Source organism: Steroidobacter sp., assembly GCF_016790065.1.
Classification (GTDB): domain Bacteria; phylum Pseudomonadota; class Gammaproteobacteria; order Steroidobacterales; family Steroidobacteraceae; genus Steroidobacter.
Genome location: NZ_JAEUPY010000071.1, coordinates 1 through 20038 on the forward strand (window position 1 = coordinate 1; position 20038 = coordinate 20038).

The window sequence follows — 20038 nt, forward strand, 5'->3', positions numbered from 1 at the left end:
TCGGTCACCTTCCACTCGCTGGCCAAATCGGAATCTTCGTAGGTCACGGACGTGCGCACGCGCAGGTTCTCGCTGGGCTTTGCCAGCAGCACGATGCGGCCGCCCGAACTCTCGAACGAGTTGGCGTCGCGCACGCCGGCGCCAGTGAAGTCGATGAAGCCGGCGTCGTCCTGTTTGAACGCCGTCAGCCGCAGACCGAGAACGTCGTCGATCAACGGCATGCTGAACGTGGCATCGCCGCGCCAGTTGTTGCCACTACTGTGGCTGTAGCTGCCCCACGAAGCAGCGACGCGGCCTTCGAAGCGCTCGAGTGATGGATCCTGAGTGACGAAACGGACTGCACCGCCCATCGCGCCTTCGCCGTAGAGTGTGCCTTGCGGACCGCGCACCACCTCGACACGGCTCACGTCGAACATGTTCCAACTACGCTGCGTCGGAAACGGCGTGACGACCGAAACGTCGTCGAGGTAGATGCCGACGGTCGCGGTTGAACGCTGCCAGTCGTTGCCTTCGGTGACGTTCGCCATGCCGCGAAACGACACGTCGATGCGATTCGGGCCGCGATCGGACAGGTTGAGGCCCGCCATCTGGCCCGCGATGTCCTGAAATGTGCTCGCGCCGGCGTCGCGCAGTGACTCACCGGAGAGGGCCACCGCCGATAAGCCAATGGTTTGCAGGCGTTCTTCCTTGAAACGCGCAGTGACGACGACTTCTTCCAGACCCGCAAAGGATTCGGCCGACTTGTCGTCCGCCACAGCTCCACTCGGCACGTCCTGCGCTTGCGCGCCGGCTGCATGAGTGGCCAGACCCAGCGCCAGCAATACGACTGCATTCTGATTCACCGCTCTCTCCCCATTCGTTGTCGGTGCCGAGGTCCGGTCCGTGTACATACATTAATCATCTAATGTATGTTGTCAAGCGGCTTGGCTATGATTCGCCCCACAGGCCCGACCCGGAATGAGGAAGTCGATGACCAAACAGCGCCCTGTACTGCCCGTGGCCGATGCGAGCCCGGCAGCACCCGCCGCAGCGCCGCGGCAACGCCGGACACAGGCGGAACGCAGTACACAGACACGGCAGAAGCTGCTCGATGCCGCGATCCAGCTGGCACACGAGTCGGGCTTTTCACGGCTCACCATCAACGACGTCGCCAAACGCGCCGGCTTGACCAGCGGTGCAGTTCAGCACCACTTCTTCTCCAGCCGCGAACTGCTGCGCGCAGTGGCTGAAGCGGTCTATCCAATCTTCCAGCTGTCGCTCGACGAGACTGCCCACACGAAGTCCTTGCAGCGACGCCTCGACCAGATCATCGACATCTACTGGAGCATGTACCGCTCGCCTGAGTACCTGGTGTTCTGGGATCTGCTGTTCGGCACTCGCGGCAATGCCGAGCTGCGCGAAGTGCTGGCGACGATGCAGAAGGATGTGGTGGCACGCGCGGTCGCCGACCTATCGCGCGCGTTCGCCGATATCGGATTGCGACGCACGGCCGCGTTCAATCTATGGACGTTCGTGACGAGTCAGATGCGCGGACTAGCGCTACTGGCAATCTTCGAGGACAAGCGCGTGCTCGATGACGACCTCGGCTTTCTGAAGAAAGCCGCGTTTGATCTGTTGAAGGATCAGAGCAAACGAACTACGGGAGCGTGAGCCGAGCGCTCACCACGTCATAACGTTTCGTCAGCGTTTCGTATCCAGCCGGAAGCGCCCGCTCGATCGTGGATTCGCCCGCGCTTAAAGCGCCTCGATGAAACGATCCAGCGCCGCGGTCAATCTGAGCGGATCGGTGGCAATACACCAGCGAACGAACTCAGGCGAGGCGTCGCCGAATGCAGATCCCGGCGCTAACCCGATCTTGGCGTTTCGTACCAGACTCTTACAAAACGCCAAGCTGTCGCTGAGCCCCTCGATACGAAAGAAGGCGTACATTCCCCCCGGCGCCGGAGCACCCAGCTCGATCCTATCCACTCGCGACAGGCGCTCATGCAGTTGGCGTTGATTCGAGCGCACTTGCTCCACTAGAAATTCGACATCGGCCTCGCAGTCGGTCAGGGCAACGCGACACGCCGCCTGAATGAAGCCAGGCACGCACGACGTATTGTATTCGATGAGCTTGGCATAGTTCGGCGTCAGCGCTTCAGGCATGACCGCCCATCCGGCCCGCCATCCAGTCATGCGCCACGCCTTGGAAAACGAATTACAGCCGATGAATCGATCCTTGGGGTCGACGATTTCCAGAAACGATGGCGCACTCTTGCCGGCGAAATACAGTCGCTCATAAACATCGTCGGCAATCAGCCAGACCCCGCTCTGCCGACAGCGGGCCAGGATGACCTCTTGCTCAGCTCGGCTGAGCGTCCACCCGGTCGGGTTGTTGGGACTGTTGATGAATACCGCCTTCACTCCAGGCTGAATGCTGTCGAGCAACTGGTCGAGATCCAGTCGCCAGCCCGCTTCGCCAAACCTCAGCGGCACTGGGATCACTTCAGCGCCGAGTATCTTCGGCATCTCCTGCAGATTGGGCCAAACCGGCGTGACGATCACCACCGAATCACCGGGCTCGAGCAGCGCTTGCATCGCAATCATCAACGCCGAAACGCCCGAACTGGTGATGGCCACTCGCTCACTGCCGATGGGCCGATGCAACCGCGACAGATAAGTAGCAACGGCTTCTCGCAGCTCTGGCAGCCCTAGATTCGGGGTATAGAACGTCGCACCGCTGGCCAAGGCCGCAGCGCCCGCTGCTCGAATCGGCTCCGGCGTCGGCAGATGCGATTCACCGAACCAGAACCCCAGCACGTCCTTGGCACCCATGGCCGCATTGGCCACTTCGCGTATCTGCTGATTTCGCAACGTCTGAACACGTGTGCGACCTTCGAGGTGTGACATGTTTACGCTCTTATCGAATCGGGGCTCGCCTGAATCGCGGGCCGTCTCGGCGGCTCGCGATCGACGAACAGTTCAAGTGCCCCCATCCTCTCGCTGCCACGCAAAGGCCGCAAGCCTCGCGCGTCTTCTTCAAGCGATCGAAGCCATCGTACTCATGAGTCGCCCGATTACCTTCGCTGCAACCCCGTGCCGAACCCCGCGCTAGTCGAGAACTCGCATCCAGGAAAGGTTCTCGTAGTTACTGGCCAGGCAGGTTCCCGTGCCCACGAGATAAACCGTCGCTCCGGAAGCCTTTGAACTCATAAGTTTCCGACTCCGTTCTTTAACGTGGCGTTTTATTGTAACAGAGCGCGCGCGTTGGCCGGCGCAAGCGCAGAATAGCCGCCCAGCGCTTGCTTTATTGCGAAGCGAAGGAGAACGCGCGTGAAGTCGTTCATGACCGCAGTAGCCCTGTGCGGCTTGTCGTTTCTGTTGCCGGCGACCGCGCAGGAGACCCTGTCCCACGGTCGCTTTCATGGCGTCAAAATCTACCGCCCCGCCGGCGACACGAGCAGCGTCGCCTTGTTTCTATCGAGCGAAGCTGGCTGGGATGCCAGCACCGAGACGCTGGCTCAAGACCTCACCAAACAACACGCGCTGGTGATCGGGATCGAGACACCGCAATTCTTCAACAATCTGAATCACAGCGCGCACGAGTGCCTCAGTCCTGATGGCGACCTGGAGAACCTGTCGCACTTCGTGCAGGGCTACGCAAAACTGCCGACGTATCACACGCCGCTGCTGATTGGTTATCGAGGCAGCGCTTCATTCGCTTACTTGATGCTGGCACAAGCGCCTACCGGCACATTCGCCGGCGCGATCTCCATCGACTTCTGCCCGGACATCGCTGTGAGCAAGCCGCTGTGTAGACGCACGGGCCTCGCGCCATCGACACGCTCATCGGCGAGTGGCATCACGGTGTCGCCGCTCCCATCGCTGCCGGCACCGTGGATGATCCTGCAAGGCGATCGAGATCGGCGCTGCCCGCTGGCGTCCGTACGAACACTCGCCAAGAACATTGCCGATGTCGAGCTCACACCAATCGAAGAAGCGCTGCAGAACGATGCGGCCGATGGACGACGATGGCAACCGTTGCTGATCGACTCGTACCAGAGACTCGCTGCCCGACACGCCACCACCTTACCGACCCCGCCCGCCTCGCTCGGCGATCTGCCCATCGTCGAAGTCATGGCCACCGGCGCGCCTGCATCGCGCTTCGCCGTCATCCTCTCCGGCGACGGCGGCTGGGCCGGGCTGGATCGCAGCGTCGCAGCCGCACTCGCCGCCAAGGGCATTGCCGTCGTCGGCTTCGACTCGTTGCGTTACTTCTGGCGCGCACGTACGCCGGAGGGATTGGCCACCGACCTCGACCGCACGATTCGCTTCTACGCTTCGCACTGGCAAAAGAGTGGCGTGATCCTGGCGGGCTACTCGCAGGGCGCGGATGTACTGCCATTTGCGGTGAATCGATTGACACCCGAGACTCGCGCCCTCGTCGCACGCACAGTGCTGATCGGACCGGGTAAACGAGCGTCCTTCGAGTTTCATCTGGGGAATTGGCTGGGCGCCGAGTTCGGTGGCGCACCCATCCTGCCCGAAGCGAATCTACTCACCGCCGGCACAACCCTGTGCTTATATGGCGCGGACGAATCCGGCTCCCTGTGTCCGCAGATCACCGCCAGCAATGTTCGTATCGAAGTGCTTCCTGGCGGACATCATTTCGGCGGCGCCTACGACGCGCTCGCCGCTCGAATCCTGAATGGCTTGTAGACGCCTTTTACTCAGGCGCGCTGCGCTCTTTTCGCAGATGCTCGAGAAGCTCCGCTTGCTTGTCCGCGATGAACCGGCTGCATCCCTGAGCATCGACAAAAGGATTGGACGACTCCTGCGCCTCTCCGGCAGAAGCTGGTACTCGCATGCGTTGATAGTAGTAGCCGTGCGGGTCGAGCAGAATGTCGCAAGGGAGCGCCTTCACAAGTTGGAGCGTGCGTAGATAGTCGCTACCGCGGTCCGGGTACTCCGCGTCGCTCTCGAACCAGAACCAAGCAGAGTCGAGCAACACTACGTCGCGCTTGCGACCATCCTCGACGACCTGGAATGTCCAGGTGGTGGCGCCCTTGGTATGTCCCGGCGTTCGATGTGCTCGCAATGAGGTTCCGCCCAACGTCAGCTCATCGCCATCCTGAAGCACCCGATCCACCGGCGAAGGCGTCCAAGTCGAATCCGCACCAGCCTCGCCTGCCCGAACGCTCGCATCATCTCCAGCCATCACCATCACCTGTGCTCCAGTAGCACGCCTCATCTCGGCATGCCCGCCCACGTGATCCATGTGACTGTGAGTGCACAGGAGGAATTTGATATCGCGCGGCTCGAACCCGAGCGCCACGATGTGTTCCTGTATCTCCTTGGGCCCGACCTGTTCGTCACCACGGTCGAGCAATTTCGGATCGAAGCCGCTGTCGATCAGAAAGTGCCCGGCAGCGGTCGTGATCAGAAAACTGTTGTGGCCCTTGCTCCCTACATTGTAGAGATTCCCGGCGATACGATGTGGCGGCGGCGACAGCGGCCCGAACGCTTCCGCTGCCGCCAAACTCTGTATCAAAGCAACGAGCGATAGCCACGATGCAACGACGGCCCACTTCACAGCTGACTCCACTTAGAAGTCGTAAGTGGCCCCGAAGCGAAACGCCCGCCCGGGATTCTGGAAGGCAAAGCTGCCAATCGCGCCCGACGCCGTAGTCATGTGATTATCGTCGAGCAAATTGGTACCGGCCGCGTACACACCCCACTGGCCTGCGTTGTAGAAGATCCGAGCGTCGACCTCGGTAAAGTCACCCAGGTCGAGCAGCAACGGCTTGCCGGTTGCAGGATTGGTCACGCCACTCTCGACACCAGTCTCACGTCCACGTTTGTGAACTACACCCGCGCCAAACCCGAGGCCTTGCAGCGGGCCACCCAATATCTCGTAGGTTCCGAACAACGACAGACCCAGCCGCGGAGCTTCAACTCCATTGCGCAGGCCCTTGTCGGGTGCTTGGTCATAAGTCATGTCCTGGAAGGCAAGGCCGGCAAACAGATTGATGCTTGGTGTGACCCGACCTTGCAACGTCAGCTCGACGCCGCGATTGTTCCAGCCGGGCGAGACCAGACTGAAAGTCGGATGCTCTGGATCGTCCGTGACCACGTCCTGTGTCATGTCGAACGCGGCGAGCGTGAACTCCAGGGCGCCGAACAACTGTCCCTTCACCCCGACCTCATAGCTTTCGGTAGTCAGCGACTCGATCAGATCGCCTTCGGCGTTGCCTTCCACATAAGCCCACGCGAAGCTCGGCAGGAAGCTCTCCCCGGCGCTCGCATAAACAGTCAGCTTGCCGGTCGGCGCGTAGGTCACCGCAATTTGTTTACTGAAGTTGTCGTAGACGGTGCGGCCATCGGACGTTTCTAGCTTGCGCGCCATACCCAGCGCCTGCGACCTGTTGGTCAGCGTCTCGGCGTACGCACTTCCGCCCGCATCCGTGCTGAACCGCCCGCCGAGGAATACGCTGACCCGATCGGTCGGCTTCAGAATGACTTGCGTCGTGACGCCGAAGTAGGTGTTGTCAGTGCGACCTCCTCGGAAGGTGTTGCGCTGAGCGTCGGTAAGCGTGATGAGCTGTGCGGCCGCCTCATAGTCCGGGTTGAAAAGATTCAACACCGCTTCCTCCGGTCCGAAGTTGCCGCCGCGATTGGTCAGCGCACTCTCGAAGTAGCTGGACTGCGCGTAGTCGACGCCGAGGAACAGCGTGTGGTCACGTCCCAGCAGATTGAAGTCGCCGAACAGATTCAGCTCGCCACTGACGTTTCTTTGCAAGGACTTCAGGTTCAGGCCCCGCTCGAACGACAGCGCATTGCCCTCGACATCGAACGGACCGATCAGGGTCACCGTTCTGCGGTCGGGAATTTCGACCTGGGCGTACTGCAGATTGGAGCGCAGCTTCCATCCCGAGGGCAGATTGTATTCGTACTGCGCCTGCCCCAAGTAAACGTCACTCTCGATGCCTCCGCCGATGGGCGACAGCCAACGCGAACGAGGTACGTCGACATTCTTCAACCCGACCACACCAGTCGAGAGCGCCTCCTCCCAAGCCATTCCCTCGGGCAGCGGCCTATCCAGCGTGAAGGTCGGAGCACCACTGGTGGCATAGGAAACATCCTGATGCTGATAGCGCCCCCTCAACACAAACGTCGAGTTCTCATCTCGGTACATCAGCGACGGAGCGAAGGTCGTTCTGTCGTCTCGCGAGTAGTCCAGATATGTATCGTCGTTCTGAGTCGCCGCCAGCAGTCGATAAGACCACTTATCGCTGCCGAGCAACGGCCCCGTCAGGTCGCCTTCCACGCGCTGGTAGTCGTTGCTGCCAGCCTCAGTCTTGAGGCGCGCCGCGAAAGTACTTTGCGGCAACTTCGAAACAAAATTCACGACGCCGCCGGGATTGGTCTGCCCGTACAGCGTGCCCACACCGCCCTTGATGATCTCGATGCGATCGAACGGCGCAAGATCGTTGCCCACGGTAAAGAAAGGATTACGAAACCCGTCGATCCGCTTCTCTGTCTGGAAGCCGCGGATGCGGTTGTCACCCGCCGCCCCGTCTCTGTTGTTGGCAGCGCCGGAGGGGTCCAGTTTTTCCAGATCATTGAGGTCTCGCACGGTCGCGAGCTCGATCAAGTCGCCGGTAATCGGCAGCACGCTGAACGGCGTGTCCTTAATGGGCAGGCCCATCTTGGTCGCACCGAACGCATCGTTCTGAGTGAAGATGATCTGCGAGGTAACCACCACCTCTTCGAGGTTGCGCGCGTCTGTTTCTTCGTTGACAGCTTCGGCCTGCGCCAGACGCAAAGATGACGTCCCCGTATCCGAGCGACGGAACGTCGTCTTCTCGCGGCTCGGCTTTTCTACCGCCACCGTTCGCGCACTCACGAACTGATAGGTGTATCCGCTGTTGCCGAGCAGGCGGACCAGCGCTTCTTCCGCCGTGAACTCGCCGATCACAGCGCTCGCGATCAGCGCGTCCACCCCTTCCTCGGTGGGCACCATGACCATCATCCCGGTCTGCTCGGCCCATTTATTCAGAGCCGCAGTCAAGGGCAGCATCTCGATGCTGATTGCCATCTTGGCCGCCGGCTGGCTTGCCGAGGACATCTGCGCCTCAGCAGTGCCCGCGAGCAGCAGCGGGCTAGTGGTGAGCGCTACAGCGCTCAGGATGCTCAGGGTGCTGGTGGTCATTGTCGAAGTCCCCATCGATCGGTTCTGATTATTGCTGCCGGATGCCGCCGGATGCGCACGACCGGTAACTCGTCTATGCATATGGACGGGACTTCGCCGACAATCGTGAATAATAGTTTTCGCGATTGGCCCAAAACTACCGTCCTATTCATTGATGACGCCAAAACCGGAACCAGCGGGAACCTCGTTTGCGCGCCTCGCCTATGAGGGGTATGCCCGCATCTTGCGGAACTACCTGATGAATAGAGTCCGAAACCGAGAGGACGCACGGGAGTTGGCGCAGGAAGTCTGGACACGGCTGCTGCGAGTAACCGACCCCAACAAGATCAGAGAGCCACGCCGGTACATATACAGGGTCGCGGCGCACGTGGTCGCGGAATACCAGGACTGCAAGCGCCGCAGTCCAGTGGATTTCGACTCGGAGATTTTCGACCAGTCGGCCCTGGATGCGGTCGAGAAGAGCGATGGCCTCGAACAGCTCAAAGCCCAGGCTGACGTCATGCAAGCTTTGCGGCCGGTCCCGCCGATGTTGCGTGAGGTTGTGCTCCTCAGACTGCGCGATGGGCTTGCCTACGAGGAGATCGGCGCACGCCTCGGCCTCACCGCCGGCACGGCGAAGCGCTATTTCTTCAGCGGCATGACCCTCGCCCGCAAGGGTTGGACGAGGACTGGCCAGTGACTGCTCCAACGCCGATCAACGGTATGAACGACGACTCGAACCCGGTACTCCAGCGCGCCATCCAATGGCTCAGCGATCTGCAGGACGGCCAGACAGATTCAGCGAGCCTGTTCCGCTGGCTGGCCGAATCGCCGCGACATGTAGAAGAGTTCTGCCTCGTGCTCACCTTCGCCGACGAGATCGCCGGCTTGACCGAAGCGCAATGTGCGGACATCCGCGCAATGAACAGTGCAAAGAATCCGGCGCCGGCCGTTATCTCGATCAACGAAACAGTCGCTCAGCCCCTGCGCTCCGAGATCAGCCCTCGCCGCTGGGCTGTAGCAGCGTCAGTGGCACTCGCGATACTGGTTGGCGGGCTACTTTGGTGGGATGGCGGCTGGAAAACTTACGCCACGGATTTCGGCGAGCAGCGCGTCGTCGAATTGCCGGACGGCTCGGCCATGCACTTGAACATAGAAACCCGAGCCCAGGTGAAGTACAGCGACACCGGGCGTGACATTCGGCTGCTACGAGGCGAGGCGCTCTTCAAGGTCAAGCACGATCCGGCGCACCCGTTTCGAGTGCATGCCGATGACAATGTGATTCAGGCCTTGGGCACCCAGTTCAATGTCTATCGGCGTTCGCACGAAACCACCGTCGCCGTGCTCGAAGGCAGCGTCAGAATCATCAGCGGCGCGACCTCGAGCGTAGCGACCGAAAAACTGCTCATGGGACAAGAAGCGCGGATCGCAGCTAGCGAACCCGTTCAGCTACGGCCAGTGGATGCAAAGCAGGTCGCTGCCTGGCGGCAGCACCGGCTGGTATTCCAGAACGACACGCTGGATGACATCGCAGCCGAGTTCAATCGCTACAACCGTCGGCCGAAGATTCGGATCCTGGACGAACACGCGGGCGCTCGGCGGTTCGCGGCAACGTTCGATGCCGATGCGCCCGAATCGTTGTTACAGATACTGCAGACCCGTCGCGAGTTGGCGGTCGAGCAAAGCGGCAACGAGATCTTGGTGCGTAGCCGAGAGTTGCCGCCCGCCGTCAGCGAGTCGCGTTAGCGCGGATGACTCAGCCAGGGCCGAGAAAATCTTTCTTGCCGACCTCTACGCCGTTATGACGCAGAATGTTGTACGCCGTGGTGACGTGAAAATGCACATTCGGCAGCAGATGATTCATCAGATAAGCCTGGCCCTGCATGCTCTTGGTACTGCTGCGCGTCTGCCAGGAGATGGTCTTGTCTTCGCTGCCATCGATCTGCGCCGGCTGCAGCGTTTCCAGAAAGCCGACGGTATTACGAATGCGCTGTACCAGTTCCTGGAACGTCGCTTCTTTGTCTTCATAGGCCGGAAAGTCCAAGCCCGCAAGACGGGCCGCGCCACTGCGCGCCGTGTCCGTGGCGATCTGAACCTGGCGCGTCAACGGAAACATGTCCGGGAACAGTCGGCTGTTCAGCAGCACCGACTCGTCGATCTTGCGTGCCTGCCCGTGGGCAGCACCCTTTTCAAGGATGGCAGCAAGATTGTTGAGCGCGCGAATGAAGGCAGGCACCGAGGCTTGATACATCGAAATCGTCATGAAGGTCTCCGTGGCACGGCCGCACATGGTACCTGAGCGGAGATCAGTCCGCGTCAGAAGCTAGAGCGCAGCCCTCCCGACGATCTTGCTGAATTGCTTCAGCTTTAAACTTGATTGACCTCGGCGCCGTGCCGATCTATCGACCAACCAGCGCCAGCACGCGTAACGGACTGCCGGATCCGTCGCGGATTTTGAGCGGCGCAGCTACTACCACGGCGCCCATCGGCGGCAATTGATCGAGGTTCTGCAGGCACTGCAGGCCATAGCGCCCCGCCCCATGAAACAACGTATGTGCGGGATACGGCGGGTTCAGCAGATGCGCCTGCCCCGCATCGGTGCCTATCGTCTCCACGCCGAAGCCGATCACATCGCGCTGCTCGATCAGAAAGCGGACTGCTTCTGCCGTCGGACCCGGGGTATGCGCCCCATCCTCGCGACGATTGGTGTACGCCTCTGTGTCTCGCTTCGACCAATCCGTGCGGAACAGCACCCAGCTGCGCGCCGGTATCGTGCCGTACTTGGATTCCCAGGCCACGATGTGCGAAACCTCCAACAGGAAGTCTGGGTCTTTTGCCGCCTGAGCCGAGAAATCGAGCACCACTGCCGGCGCAATGAAATCTCGAACCGGCACGGTGTCCACCGAGTTGTCCGGCAGATTGGCGCCGCTCACCCAATGCACTGGGGCATCGAAATGCGTGCCGGTGTGTTCGCTGACCGTGAAGTTACTCCAGTACCAGGCGACACCCCGTTCGTCGTAACGCGAGATTTCCTGGCGGGAAAAGGCTGCGCATTGTCCGAACTGTGGCGGCAGCACCAGGATGGGCGTGTCCTCCGACAGGGTCTGAGTGAGGTCGACCACCTTGATCGCACCGCTAGCGATATCCGCCGCGAACTTCGTCAGACCTTCGGTACTGGACACTGCCCTCTCCTATTGGTTGATGCTTAAAATAATGCACCTATGGATTGGTCAGCGCAAGCCGCAAATTCGTGAACAACCGATCGACGCCGGCGTCCGTAGTCAGGTCTCCTGGCGATAGCCGCAGCGTCGAGCCGCGACAATCCGCATACACACCGGTCGCGCGTAAACGCCCAATGACTTCGCGAGTATCCACGGAAGCAGGCAGCCTGATCATCACGCTGCCGCCACGCCGCCCCTCCTCGCGAGGACTCACCAAGGGCAAGCCCATGGCGTCAGCAGCCGCGATAATTTTCGACGCCAGGCGACGATTGTGAGCGAGGCGCTCACTCTGATTCTGCTGTGCATGCCACTCGAGCACCGGCAGCGTGCCCGCACAGGCGACGATAGACGGCGTGCCATGATCGAAGCGCCGCGCATCCGATGCGTACTCGAACGCATCCAACGCCCATGAAAACGGATTCTCTTGGCTGAACCAGCCGCGCAACTCTGGGCTGCACTGTGAAAGCAAGCCACTGCGAACGTGCAAGATGCCCGCTCCGGAAGTGCCGCCGAGCCACTTCAGGCTGGTCGACACCGTGAAATCTACTTCCGGAGCACGCACGTCAAACGGCAGCAAGCCCACGCCCTGCGTGATGTCGACACCGACCAGACTGCCAACACTTCGCGCGTGCGCCACCAGGGAAGCGATGTCACTGCGGTACGAAGCCGTCGACGTGCATTGAGTCAGCAAGGCCACCGCTACATCGCCATTCCACTGCGACAGGAAATCTTCATCGCGTACCCAGGCTTCCCCGGGTCGCAACGGCACAGTGTCGAGTATGAATCCGCACCGCTGCGCCAAACCCGCGAGCAGAAAATGCAAGCTGGGAAAGCAGTCGGCGGCGACTAGCACACGGCGCCCCTTGAGCATTGCTGCTGGCAAGGAGCCGAATAAGCTGTAGAGCGCGGTCGTTACATTGTCAGACGTCGTCAGCGTGCCCGCGTCGGCATGGATCAGCGCTCGCCATCGATCGATGAACTTCTGGCGGATGGCCAGCGCTTGAGGCCATTGAGAATCATCGGGCTTGCTCCAAAGGTTCGTGTACTCGCTCAGTCCTTGCTGGATCAGCCGCGCTTTGTCGCGAAACATTCCTATGGAGTGATACAGGAAGTAACCTGCGCCACCCTTCAGGAGAGTTTCGGAATCGACAGGTCCTGCAGTCACGCGCTGGCTCCGGTTTTGAGAAGGCCTCGCAGCCGAAGTACATCTCGATGACGAGTAACGATATCGGTTCGATCGGCGGCCAAGCGCATGTCTCTGAGTACTTCCAAAGCACGCAGCAGGACCGGTAAGGGCGGACCACTGGCAGTCAGGCCGGACAACTTGTCTTCTTTCAGATCCGCCGCCGGCAGTTCGATGAAGCGCTTCACCAACGCGTCGTGGTGCAAGGCTGCGGTTTTGCCGAAGAGATCGCAGACCTCCAGATACAGACGAGCGTTTTGTTGAAACCAGTCGGCTCTCGAATGTTCCGCGCCCAGCCGCAGCAGCTCATCCAGCAAGCTGGTCCGCGTCATGCAATCCCTCAGCCGAGCCTGATCCTGCGGCAGCATGAACAGCATCTTGTCGACCAGCAACTGCGCGTAGTAAGGATCGTTGGCACGACACAACCCCAATAGCAGATCGACCTCGTTGATGCCGGAGAAATCGCCGGCATTGGCGCCTCGATACTCTTGCCGCCCGACCCGGTACGGCTTGTAGTACGGCCGCACACAATAAAAAAATCGTTGAATGTCCAAACGATCGAACAAGCGTTGGTTGACGGCCACCACATCCTGCAGCGCTTGTTTCGCCGTGCTGAACAGCACGTCTGCCACTGGGCTGGAAACGCCGAGGTGCACGATCCGCATGAGGGCGTCGGCGGCAGTCTGCAACGACAGAATGCCGCGCGTGTTCTCATCGATGAACAGCACTTCATCCGGCAAGCTCGTAAAACTCTTGCGCACGCCGGCGACGGCCAGGTTGTTCATGGCAAGGTGAGCCGTAGCGAATCGTGGCGCCATGCCGAGCGACACACCCACGTGTAACGCCAGCGCTGACGCTTCGGGAAAGGGAGAACGTTCTTCGCGAGCGGGGTTGGTCAACTCATGGCGACGGAGCGCCGCCAGATACAAACCGACATTTCCGAGCACGCCGAACGCCGTGTCGAACCCAGCGCCGGTATTGCCCTCTTCCAGCAACGCCACGACATGCACGTGACCTTGTTGTCGCAGCTGTTCTTTGAGCGGATCGCCAATGCCTACGACTTGAGCTCGATCGTCTCGCGCGTAGTACAGCTCCTCGAGCTCGGTATTCAGCTCCACGAACGCGGAGCGAATCCAACGATCGAACGCCTCTGCTCTGGTAATCATCGACGCCTCTTGCCGGACACTTCCACCCTTGCCTGGGCATCAAGTGTCCGGGATTCTGGGCAGAACATTGGCCCTGATCGTTGACGTGAAGCCGGGGTTTCAAGGAAATGGTGCTTGAAAACGCCCCTATCTCAGAACGAATGTCCTATTTCTTAGCCAGCATCGGCACGTTCATGATCCCAGAGCCATGTGCCAGATCAGTGGGAAATCAGCTGCCCGCACGTAGAGTCGACGAAAGGCTGTGCAGGCAAGCGAGAATCGACAACGGCGCGAGTCTGCTCGTGCGTGGATTGTCCGGTGAAGGCACCGATTCAACGCTCACAGTAATTCGAGCTGCGTCAGCTTCGATTCGAATGGTGTGCATGTTGCCCGTAACTGTCGGGTCCGCCCAGATTTCCACACGCGTGCGCTCCGGCCCGATGCCAGCAAGAGCGAGCGCTGCCGCGACATTAGCATTCGCAGGAAATCCAACGGCGGCTTCGAGTGCGTTTCCACGAAAGATGCACGTCGCTTCGCGGATCGCAGTCACGTCGATCCCTTGTCGTTCGAGATAAGGTGCACCAGCAAGCCCCTGCGGGCGCTTGCGTGTCTCCAAGGTCAGCGTCGAGATATTGTCGAGCGCGAGCGCGCGAATTGCGTCGAGGCCCGCAAGCGCACCGGTTGGCACAATAATGCATGCACCCGTTGCACGAGCGCGATCGATCAAGTGAAGCCGTTGGATAAGCGCGCCGACCGAAGCAACAATCAGCGTGCAGCCGCGGTCGATCGCTGGCAAGGCGATCGCTTCGAATGCAGCCGCGGGCGCTGCTTCCACGACAATGTCCGCATCCGCTAATTGTGCGGGGTCAACAACTCGAGGCGGCTTGCGAAATCCCGCAACTTTGGACTGCGCGCCGGCCCGATCATTCGCCGTAACCGCCACGAGATCGAGGCCACGAGGATCGCGATCCAGCGCACGCGCGACGGTCAAACCAATGGCGCCAAGCCCGCCGACAGCAACGGTGCGAGGAGAAGCCGGACTAGACATTCGTGTGCCCTGAGTAGAAGCGGAAACGAATTCTAGAACAGGACTCGGCGCAGAAGTCTGTTTCTTACAGTTTGCTGTTAGCAGCACAGGGCTTGCCCGGCCTCGCCAACCGGCCGCCGCCACGCGGCGACTTTAATACCGAGTTCACCGCGCCGATCACCATATCGGGCTGGTCGAAGGGCACCATGTGACCGCTTTGCTCGGCGATCAAATGTGTGCCGCCACTTTGTGCGACCAGTTCAGCGTGGCCACGCCGCCATGCGTCCAGAGCTTCGCTCGTCAAACCTTGCGGTGTCTTCCCCGCTGTAATCACCACCACCGGCACGCCGCAGATCACAGGATAACGACGCATCGTTTCGTGGGCGCTCGCGTAGCCCTTTGCAACTCGCAGGTTGGAGCGCTGCTGCTTGGTTGGACTCGCGATATCGTTCTGCTGAATCAATGACTCGGCAATCTTGGTCGCATTGAGCGCATCGATACCCGCGATTGTGGTGGGGTCGACGTAGACCAGGCCGCGCACGTCGCCTGGGTGAAAGTTCGCGTAGAGCTGGATGAGATAGCCGCCGTAGGAGTGCCCAACCAGAATCAAATCGCGGCTGCGTCCGAGTGCCAGCAGCCCAGCATGAAGTCCGACGACCTCCTCGTGAACATCGTAAGGCTCATCGGGCAGATCGCTCATCCCCAAGCCGGCGCGATCGTAGCTGATGACAGTCGCACCCGTTGCAGTCCTGAGGCGCGGCGCAAGCTGGTCCCATTCGTCAGCGCCGTAGCCGAAACCGGATTCCAGCACCACCGTCTCTTGTCCGCCGCGATACACGCGAAATTGCAGCTGGTGGCCGCCTACATCGATCAGTGTCTGTTCGTACGGCGCCGCGTCTGCCACTGCCGCAGACACGATGATCAGCAGCACCAAGGCACTGGCTCTAGCAAAGTGTTGGATCATTGCTTCTCCGTTGTATCAGCCGCCGCGGTCGGTGGACACAGCTGAAGAATGCCGCAGCCATCCCGCCGTGCTTTGCGGTTATCCCCGCGAGTTGTCAGTTCGGCCCACCACGCCGGCCCGCCCCAGGTCCCTTTCGTCAACGCGCGGGCCCTGGAGCAAAGACGCCTGCCCCAGAAACGCGCTGAATGGCACCTTGCCCGGTCGAAAACGGACCTTCTCATGCCTCGATGTGATCTGATCATTCGCGACGTCACCCTCTATGACGGAACAGGGTCGCCGGCGCGCAGGGGCGATTTGGCAGTCGAGGGCGACAGAATCGCTGCTTGCGGAGATCTGGGCGCTTGGTCGGGCACACGCGAAATCGTTGCAAGCGGCCTTGCGCTTGCGCCGGGATTCATCGACACACACACGCACGATGACCGGATGCTTCTATCGCCTGCGTCGGATATGACGTACAAGTTGTCGCAAGGCGTGACGACCGTGGTCGTCGGCAATTGCGGCGTCAGTCTCTCGCCCGCCACGTTCGCTCGCCGTCCGCCCTCCCCGCTGGATCTGCTGGGCGATGAGCGCTCATGGGTATTCGATAGCTTCGCTGCATATTCCGAGCGGCTCAAAGTCTCGCCGCCACCGCTCAATGCCTTGGCGCTGGTCGGACACATGACGCTCCGAGTCGACGCCATGCAAGGCGATACTCAGCGAGCGGCCACTGACCGCGAGATCGCATTGATGCGCGAACGTCTTGCCTTCGCCATGCAGGAAGGTGCCCGCGGACTCTCCAGTGGACTCGCCTATCCGCCGAGCCTGCATGCGCCGACGGAAGAAGTCATGGCCGTGGCCGAAGTGATCGGTGCGTATGGCGGCATCTACACGACGCATTTGCGCGATGAAGGCCAGCACGTGATCCAGAGCATCGAAGAGGCGCTGCAGATCGGCAAGCGCGCCGGTGCTCGCGTCGTCATCAGTCATCACAAATGTGCGGGGCCCGAGAACTTCGGCAGATCGAAACAAACACTTGCACTCATTGATCGCGCTAACTTGGATCAGGATGTCGACCTCGATGCCTATCCGTATGCGGCGTCATCCACGTCGCTACTCGCGGAGTTAGTGCGTGAAGACATACCAATCCGTGTGAGCTGGTCCGTGCCTCACCCGGATGCGGGTGGGCGCACGCTGGCGGAAGTCGCTGCAGAATGGGGCATCGATCAGCGCGCCGCCGCCCGACGTCTCTCTCCAGCCGGCGCCATCTACTTTTCAATGGACGAAGCGGACGTCCAACGCATTCTCGCTCATCCACGCACCATGATCGGAAGCGATGGCTTGCCGAACAGCGAAGGACCGCACCCGCGGCTCTGGGGAACGTTTCCTCGCGTGCTGGGACATTACGCTCGCGATCTGGGACTGTTCGACATGGCAACTGCCATCTACAAAATGACCAGTCGCCCGGCCACTGTGTTCGGTATCGAGAACCGCGGCATCCTAGAGGAAGGTGCGTACGCCGACCTCGTACTGTTCGATCCTTTGCACATCGCCGATCGCGCGACGTTTGAGAAACCCACCGAAGCAGCCGCCGGCATTCGCGAATGCTGGGTGAATGGAACAACGGTCTATCGCGGCGACACCGGCGTCACCGGCGCCCGGTCCGGACGTTTGCTGAGATCAGCGATGAGAGTGCGCGATGCCATCCAGTAACTCCAGGCCGCAATGACGCTACCGACCGCACCGGCCGCAAGCGCATAACGCAGCGAATCTCGGCCAGCCACAGGCGCCAGTAGATCACTCGCGATACCGACGACCTGCGGCCCCAAGCCGAGACCAATCAAGTTTCCAACAAAGAGTTGAATCGCGGCTGCGCGTGCACGAATCTTGGTCGGCGCCAGCGTCTGGATGGTCGCGACACAGGGGCCGATGAACACGACACTGAGCGCCACCGGAATCATCACCGACACGATGGTGACGGCCAGATTATTGGATAACAAAAACACCGGCCAGCACGGCAACGACACCAGTGCTGCAAGCATGGGCACATACATGTTCCAACGCGCGTCGCGCCGACTCATGCGGTCGGCGAGAACGCCCGAATAATAAGTACCCAAGCCGCCGCCGAGACCCACGACCAGTGCGAACAGCGCCCCGACTTGGGCCGTATCGAGTCCATGCGAGCGCATCAGGAACGCCGGGATGAAAGCGGCCATCCCATAACCTGAGAACGCACTCATCGCCGTGCCAAAGACAATGTACTTATAGGAACGTAGCTGCCACAGAACATCGATGCATTCCCGGAACGTGGGAGCCTGCGCGCTCATCGTTGGCCCGCTCCGCTCGGGCTCGCGGATGGTCAGTCGTGCCAACACAGCGAGCAGAAATCCGGGCACGGCCGCGGCCAGGAATGCGTAACGCCAACCGTAGTGATGCGCAATCCAGCCTCCGCCGAAGAACGCCACCATGATGCCGAGGTTGACCCCGACGGCATAAGTCGCCTGCGCCGTGGCCCGCTCGCCCGGCGCATACAGATCGGAAATGATGGATTGGGACGCAGGCCCCGTGCCCGCCTCGCCAACGCCAGTCAGCAAGCGTGCGACCAGTAGCTGCCAGAACTGTGCAGCGAGGCCGCACAACAAGGTCGTCAAGCTGAACAGCGCCAAACACATCGAGACGATCCGCACGCGGTTTTTCCGATCCGCCGCGATGGCAATGGGAATGCCCATGGTCGCGTAGAACAGCGCAAACGCCGGCCCGGACAGCAAACCCAGCAGCGAATCGGAGACGCCAAACTCCGCTTTGATTGATTCCAACAGGATCGCCACCACCTGCCGATCGATGTAATTCACGGCGTAGATGGCACACAGAACCAGCAGCACATAGCGGCGGTAGCCGGTGTCGTTCTCGGATGTCTTTTCCATGCTCGATCGTAGCCCTGCGGGCCGTGGCCCACTTGCCGTATAGGTGAGTGAATTAGCTACCAGGATCGAGCGGCCACCGCAGCTTCAGGACCGCGGGCCAAATCGCAAAAACATGGCGCTGCCCGCAAAGCGGTGACATGACGCTGCCACGAAGATCAGTCACGGCACTACTATTAAGCAACACGGGGACGGCCATGAAAAGATCTCTCGATACCACCAGCGCTCTGGCGATTTGTGCGGCGCTATCGGGGTCGGCGGCGCAGGCTCAGAGCAACGATGCAGAAACGATCGATACCATCATCGTCACGGAATCGCGTATCCAGCAACACGTGACCAAGATGGGCTCGGCGTCGCTGGAAACGCCGCAGAACATTCAGGTGCTGTCGCAAGGCTTCCTGAAAGATATGGGCGTGTCCCTGCTCGACGATGCGCTCCGCAATGTCGCGGGCGTCTCGGCGTCGTCGTTCGTTTATGCCTACGATCTGCCGTCGATCCGCGGCTTTCCCGCAGGCGGCTTCACTTTGCTCGACGGCCTGCCGCGAACCGTCGCGTTGAATATCGAGCCGCAGGCTCTCGAACGCGTCGAGGTCATCAAAGGCCCCACCTCTGCGCTGTATGGACAGGGCGCGCCCGGCGGCGTGATCAATCTGGTCAGCAAGCGCCCCGTCAAGAAATCGTTCGCCGATGCCTCTTTCACCGTCGGCAGCTACGACATGATGATCCCGGCGCTGGACATTGGCGGATCGCTCGATGCCGATCAAAGCGTCTATGGTCGCCTGAACGCGCTGTACCGCCAGGAAGGAACCTATGTCGACTACACCGACGGCGTGAAGCGGCTGTTCCTCGGCCCGTCGCTGACCTGGGAAATCGGTGCCGACACCGAAATCACTTTCATCGGCCACTACTCGCAGGAACGTAACGAGCTGATCCCCGATCGGCCCGCGACCGGCCTGCTGCTGCCCAATCCCAATGGCAGGCTCTCGCCCCGCCAGACCATCGAGGATCCGGACAGCCCGCCGCAGATCGACCAGCGCTACACCAGCATCGGGTATGAATTCGAGCATCGTTTCAGCGAGCGTCTCAAAGTGGTGCAGAACGTGCGCCAGAGCTGGACCGAGCTCGACTATTTCAACATCTACCAGCCGCTGTTCCTGGATGCCGATCAACGCACGCTGTACCTGTACGGCAACGATCTCGACGAGTCGCGCCGCTCGCTCGGCATCGATACGCTGTTGATAGGCTCGTTCGACATGGGCTCTGTTCGTCACCGATTGGCGGCAGGCTTCGAATACGGTCGGCAGCGCGTCGACAGCAAGCCCTCCTACGCTTTCTCGCCGCTGGTGGCGTTCGACCTGTTTGCTCCCGATTACAGCGTCTTTCAACGCGGCGACTTCGCACTGTTCCCGTCGCTGCGCGAGGACGAGAGTC

At 60.7% G+C, this 20038-nt stretch carries 17 protein-coding genes; 6 read left to right on the forward strand and 11 right to left on the reverse strand.

Annotated elements, in window-relative coordinates; genetic code table 11:
- Nucleotides 1–842: TonB-dependent receptor plug domain-containing protein (locus JNL55_RS02720; protein WP_293848928.1), on the reverse strand; the 842-nt coding region annotated here is incomplete at its 3' end.
- Nucleotides 843–969: 127 nt separating this feature from the next.
- Between JNL55_RS02720 and JNL55_RS02725 the strand changes: the two genes are divergently transcribed.
- The gene (locus tag JNL55_RS02725) at nt 970–1650 is read left to right on the forward strand and encodes a TetR/AcrR family transcriptional regulator (protein ID WP_293848930.1); all 681 of its coding nucleotides are present in this window, start codon (nt 970–972) and stop codon (nt 1648–1650) included.
- An 84-nt stretch (nt 1651–1734) separates the two neighbouring features.
- On the opposite strand, the gene JNL55_RS02730 is transcribed toward JNL55_RS02725, so the two are convergent.
- On the reverse strand, nt 1735–2889 hold the full coding sequence (locus JNL55_RS02730; RefSeq protein WP_293848933.1) for a pyridoxal phosphate-dependent aminotransferase: 1155 nt from the start codon (nt 2887–2889) through the stop codon (nt 1735–1737).
- 423 nt (nt 2890–3312) lie between these two features.
- On the opposite strand from JNL55_RS02730, the gene JNL55_RS02735 reads away from it, so the two are divergent.
- Entirely contained in the window at nt 3313–4698 is a 1386-nt protein-coding gene (locus JNL55_RS02735; RefSeq protein ID WP_293848936.1) for an AcvB/VirJ family lysyl-phosphatidylglycerol hydrolase, read from the forward strand.
- Between the two features lie 7 nt (nt 4699–4705).
- Here the strand turns inward: JNL55_RS02735 and JNL55_RS02740 are convergent, their stop codons facing one another.
- Both JNL55_RS02740 and JNL55_RS02745 read right to left on the reverse strand, forming a co-directional pair.
- Nucleotides 4706–5572 carry an MBL fold metallo-hydrolase gene (locus JNL55_RS02740; RefSeq protein ID WP_293848938.1) on the reverse strand — a complete coding sequence of 289 codons (867 nt, stop codon included), beginning with the start codon at nt 5570–5572 and terminating at the stop codon, nt 4706–4708.
- Between the two features lie 12 nt (nt 5573–5584).
- Entirely contained in the window at nt 5585–8191 is a 2607-nt protein-coding gene (locus JNL55_RS02745; RefSeq protein WP_293848941.1) for a TonB-dependent siderophore receptor, read from the reverse strand.
- A gap of 154 nt (nt 8192–8345) precedes the next feature.
- Here JNL55_RS02745 and JNL55_RS02750 point away from each other — a divergent pair, with 154 nt between their 5' ends.
- Together JNL55_RS02750 and JNL55_RS02755 are read left to right on the forward strand one after the other, a co-directional pair.
- On the forward strand, nt 8346–8870 hold the full coding sequence (locus JNL55_RS02750) for an RNA polymerase sigma factor (protein WP_293848969.1): 525 nt from the start codon (nt 8346–8348) through the stop codon (nt 8868–8870).
- On the forward strand, nt 8867–9916 hold the full coding sequence (locus JNL55_RS02755; protein WP_293848944.1) for a FecR family protein: 1050 nt from the start codon (nt 8867–8869) through the stop codon (nt 9914–9916). Before JNL55_RS02750 ends, JNL55_RS02755 begins: the two co-directional genes overlap by 4 nt.
- 10 nt (nt 9917–9926) lie before the next feature.
- Here JNL55_RS02755 and JNL55_RS02760 read toward each other — a convergent pair whose 3' ends face one another.
- From JNL55_RS02760 to JNL55_RS02785, 6 genes are all read right to left on the reverse strand, one after another.
- Entirely contained in the window at nt 9927–10433 is a 507-nt protein-coding gene (locus JNL55_RS02760) for a DUF1993 family protein (protein WP_293848947.1), read from the reverse strand.
- 136 nt (nt 10434–10569) lie between these two features.
- Nucleotides 10570–11352 carry a cyclase family protein gene (locus tag JNL55_RS02765; protein WP_293848950.1) on the reverse strand — a complete coding sequence of 261 codons (783 nt, stop codon included), beginning with the start codon at nt 11350–11352 and terminating at the stop codon, nt 10570–10572.
- 37 nt (nt 11353–11389) lie between these two features.
- Nucleotides 11390–12556, reverse strand: coding sequence for an aminotransferase class V-fold PLP-dependent enzyme (locus tag JNL55_RS02770; protein WP_293848952.1), 1167 nt, complete (start codon nt 12554–12556; stop codon nt 11390–11392).
- Nucleotides 12553–13740, reverse strand: coding sequence for a PrnB family protein (locus tag JNL55_RS02775; protein WP_293848955.1), 1188 nt, complete (start codon nt 13738–13740; stop codon nt 12553–12555). Before JNL55_RS02775 ends, JNL55_RS02770 begins: the two co-directional genes overlap by 4 nt.
- A gap of 208 nt (nt 13741–13948) precedes the next feature.
- The gene (locus JNL55_RS02780; protein ID WP_293848972.1) at nt 13949–14767 is read right to left on the reverse strand and encodes an aspartate dehydrogenase; all 819 of its coding nucleotides are present in this window, start codon (nt 14765–14767) and stop codon (nt 13949–13951) included.
- A gap of 64 nt (nt 14768–14831) precedes the next feature.
- Nucleotides 14832–15710, reverse strand: coding sequence for an alpha/beta fold hydrolase (locus tag JNL55_RS02785; RefSeq protein ID WP_293848958.1), 879 nt, complete (start codon nt 15708–15710; stop codon nt 14832–14834).
- 219 nt (nt 15711–15929) lie between these two features.
- On the opposite strand from JNL55_RS02785, the gene JNL55_RS02790 reads away from it, so the two are divergent.
- On the forward strand, nt 15930–17399 hold the full coding sequence (locus JNL55_RS02790; RefSeq protein ID WP_293848961.1) for an N-acyl-D-amino-acid deacylase family protein: 1470 nt from the start codon (nt 15930–15932) through the stop codon (nt 17397–17399).
- Here JNL55_RS02790 and JNL55_RS02795 read toward each other — a convergent pair.
- The gene (locus tag JNL55_RS02795) at nt 17315–18610 is read right to left on the reverse strand and encodes a spinster family MFS transporter (protein ID WP_293848964.1); all 1296 of its coding nucleotides are present in this window, start codon (nt 18608–18610) and stop codon (nt 17315–17317) included. The genes JNL55_RS02790 and JNL55_RS02795 overlap by 85 nt on opposite strands.
- Nucleotides 18611–18804: 194 nt before the next feature.
- Between JNL55_RS02795 and JNL55_RS02800 the strand changes: the two genes are divergently transcribed.
- On the forward strand, nt 18805–20038 hold a 1234-nt coding region (locus tag JNL55_RS02800; protein WP_293848966.1), incomplete at its 3' end, for a TonB-dependent siderophore receptor.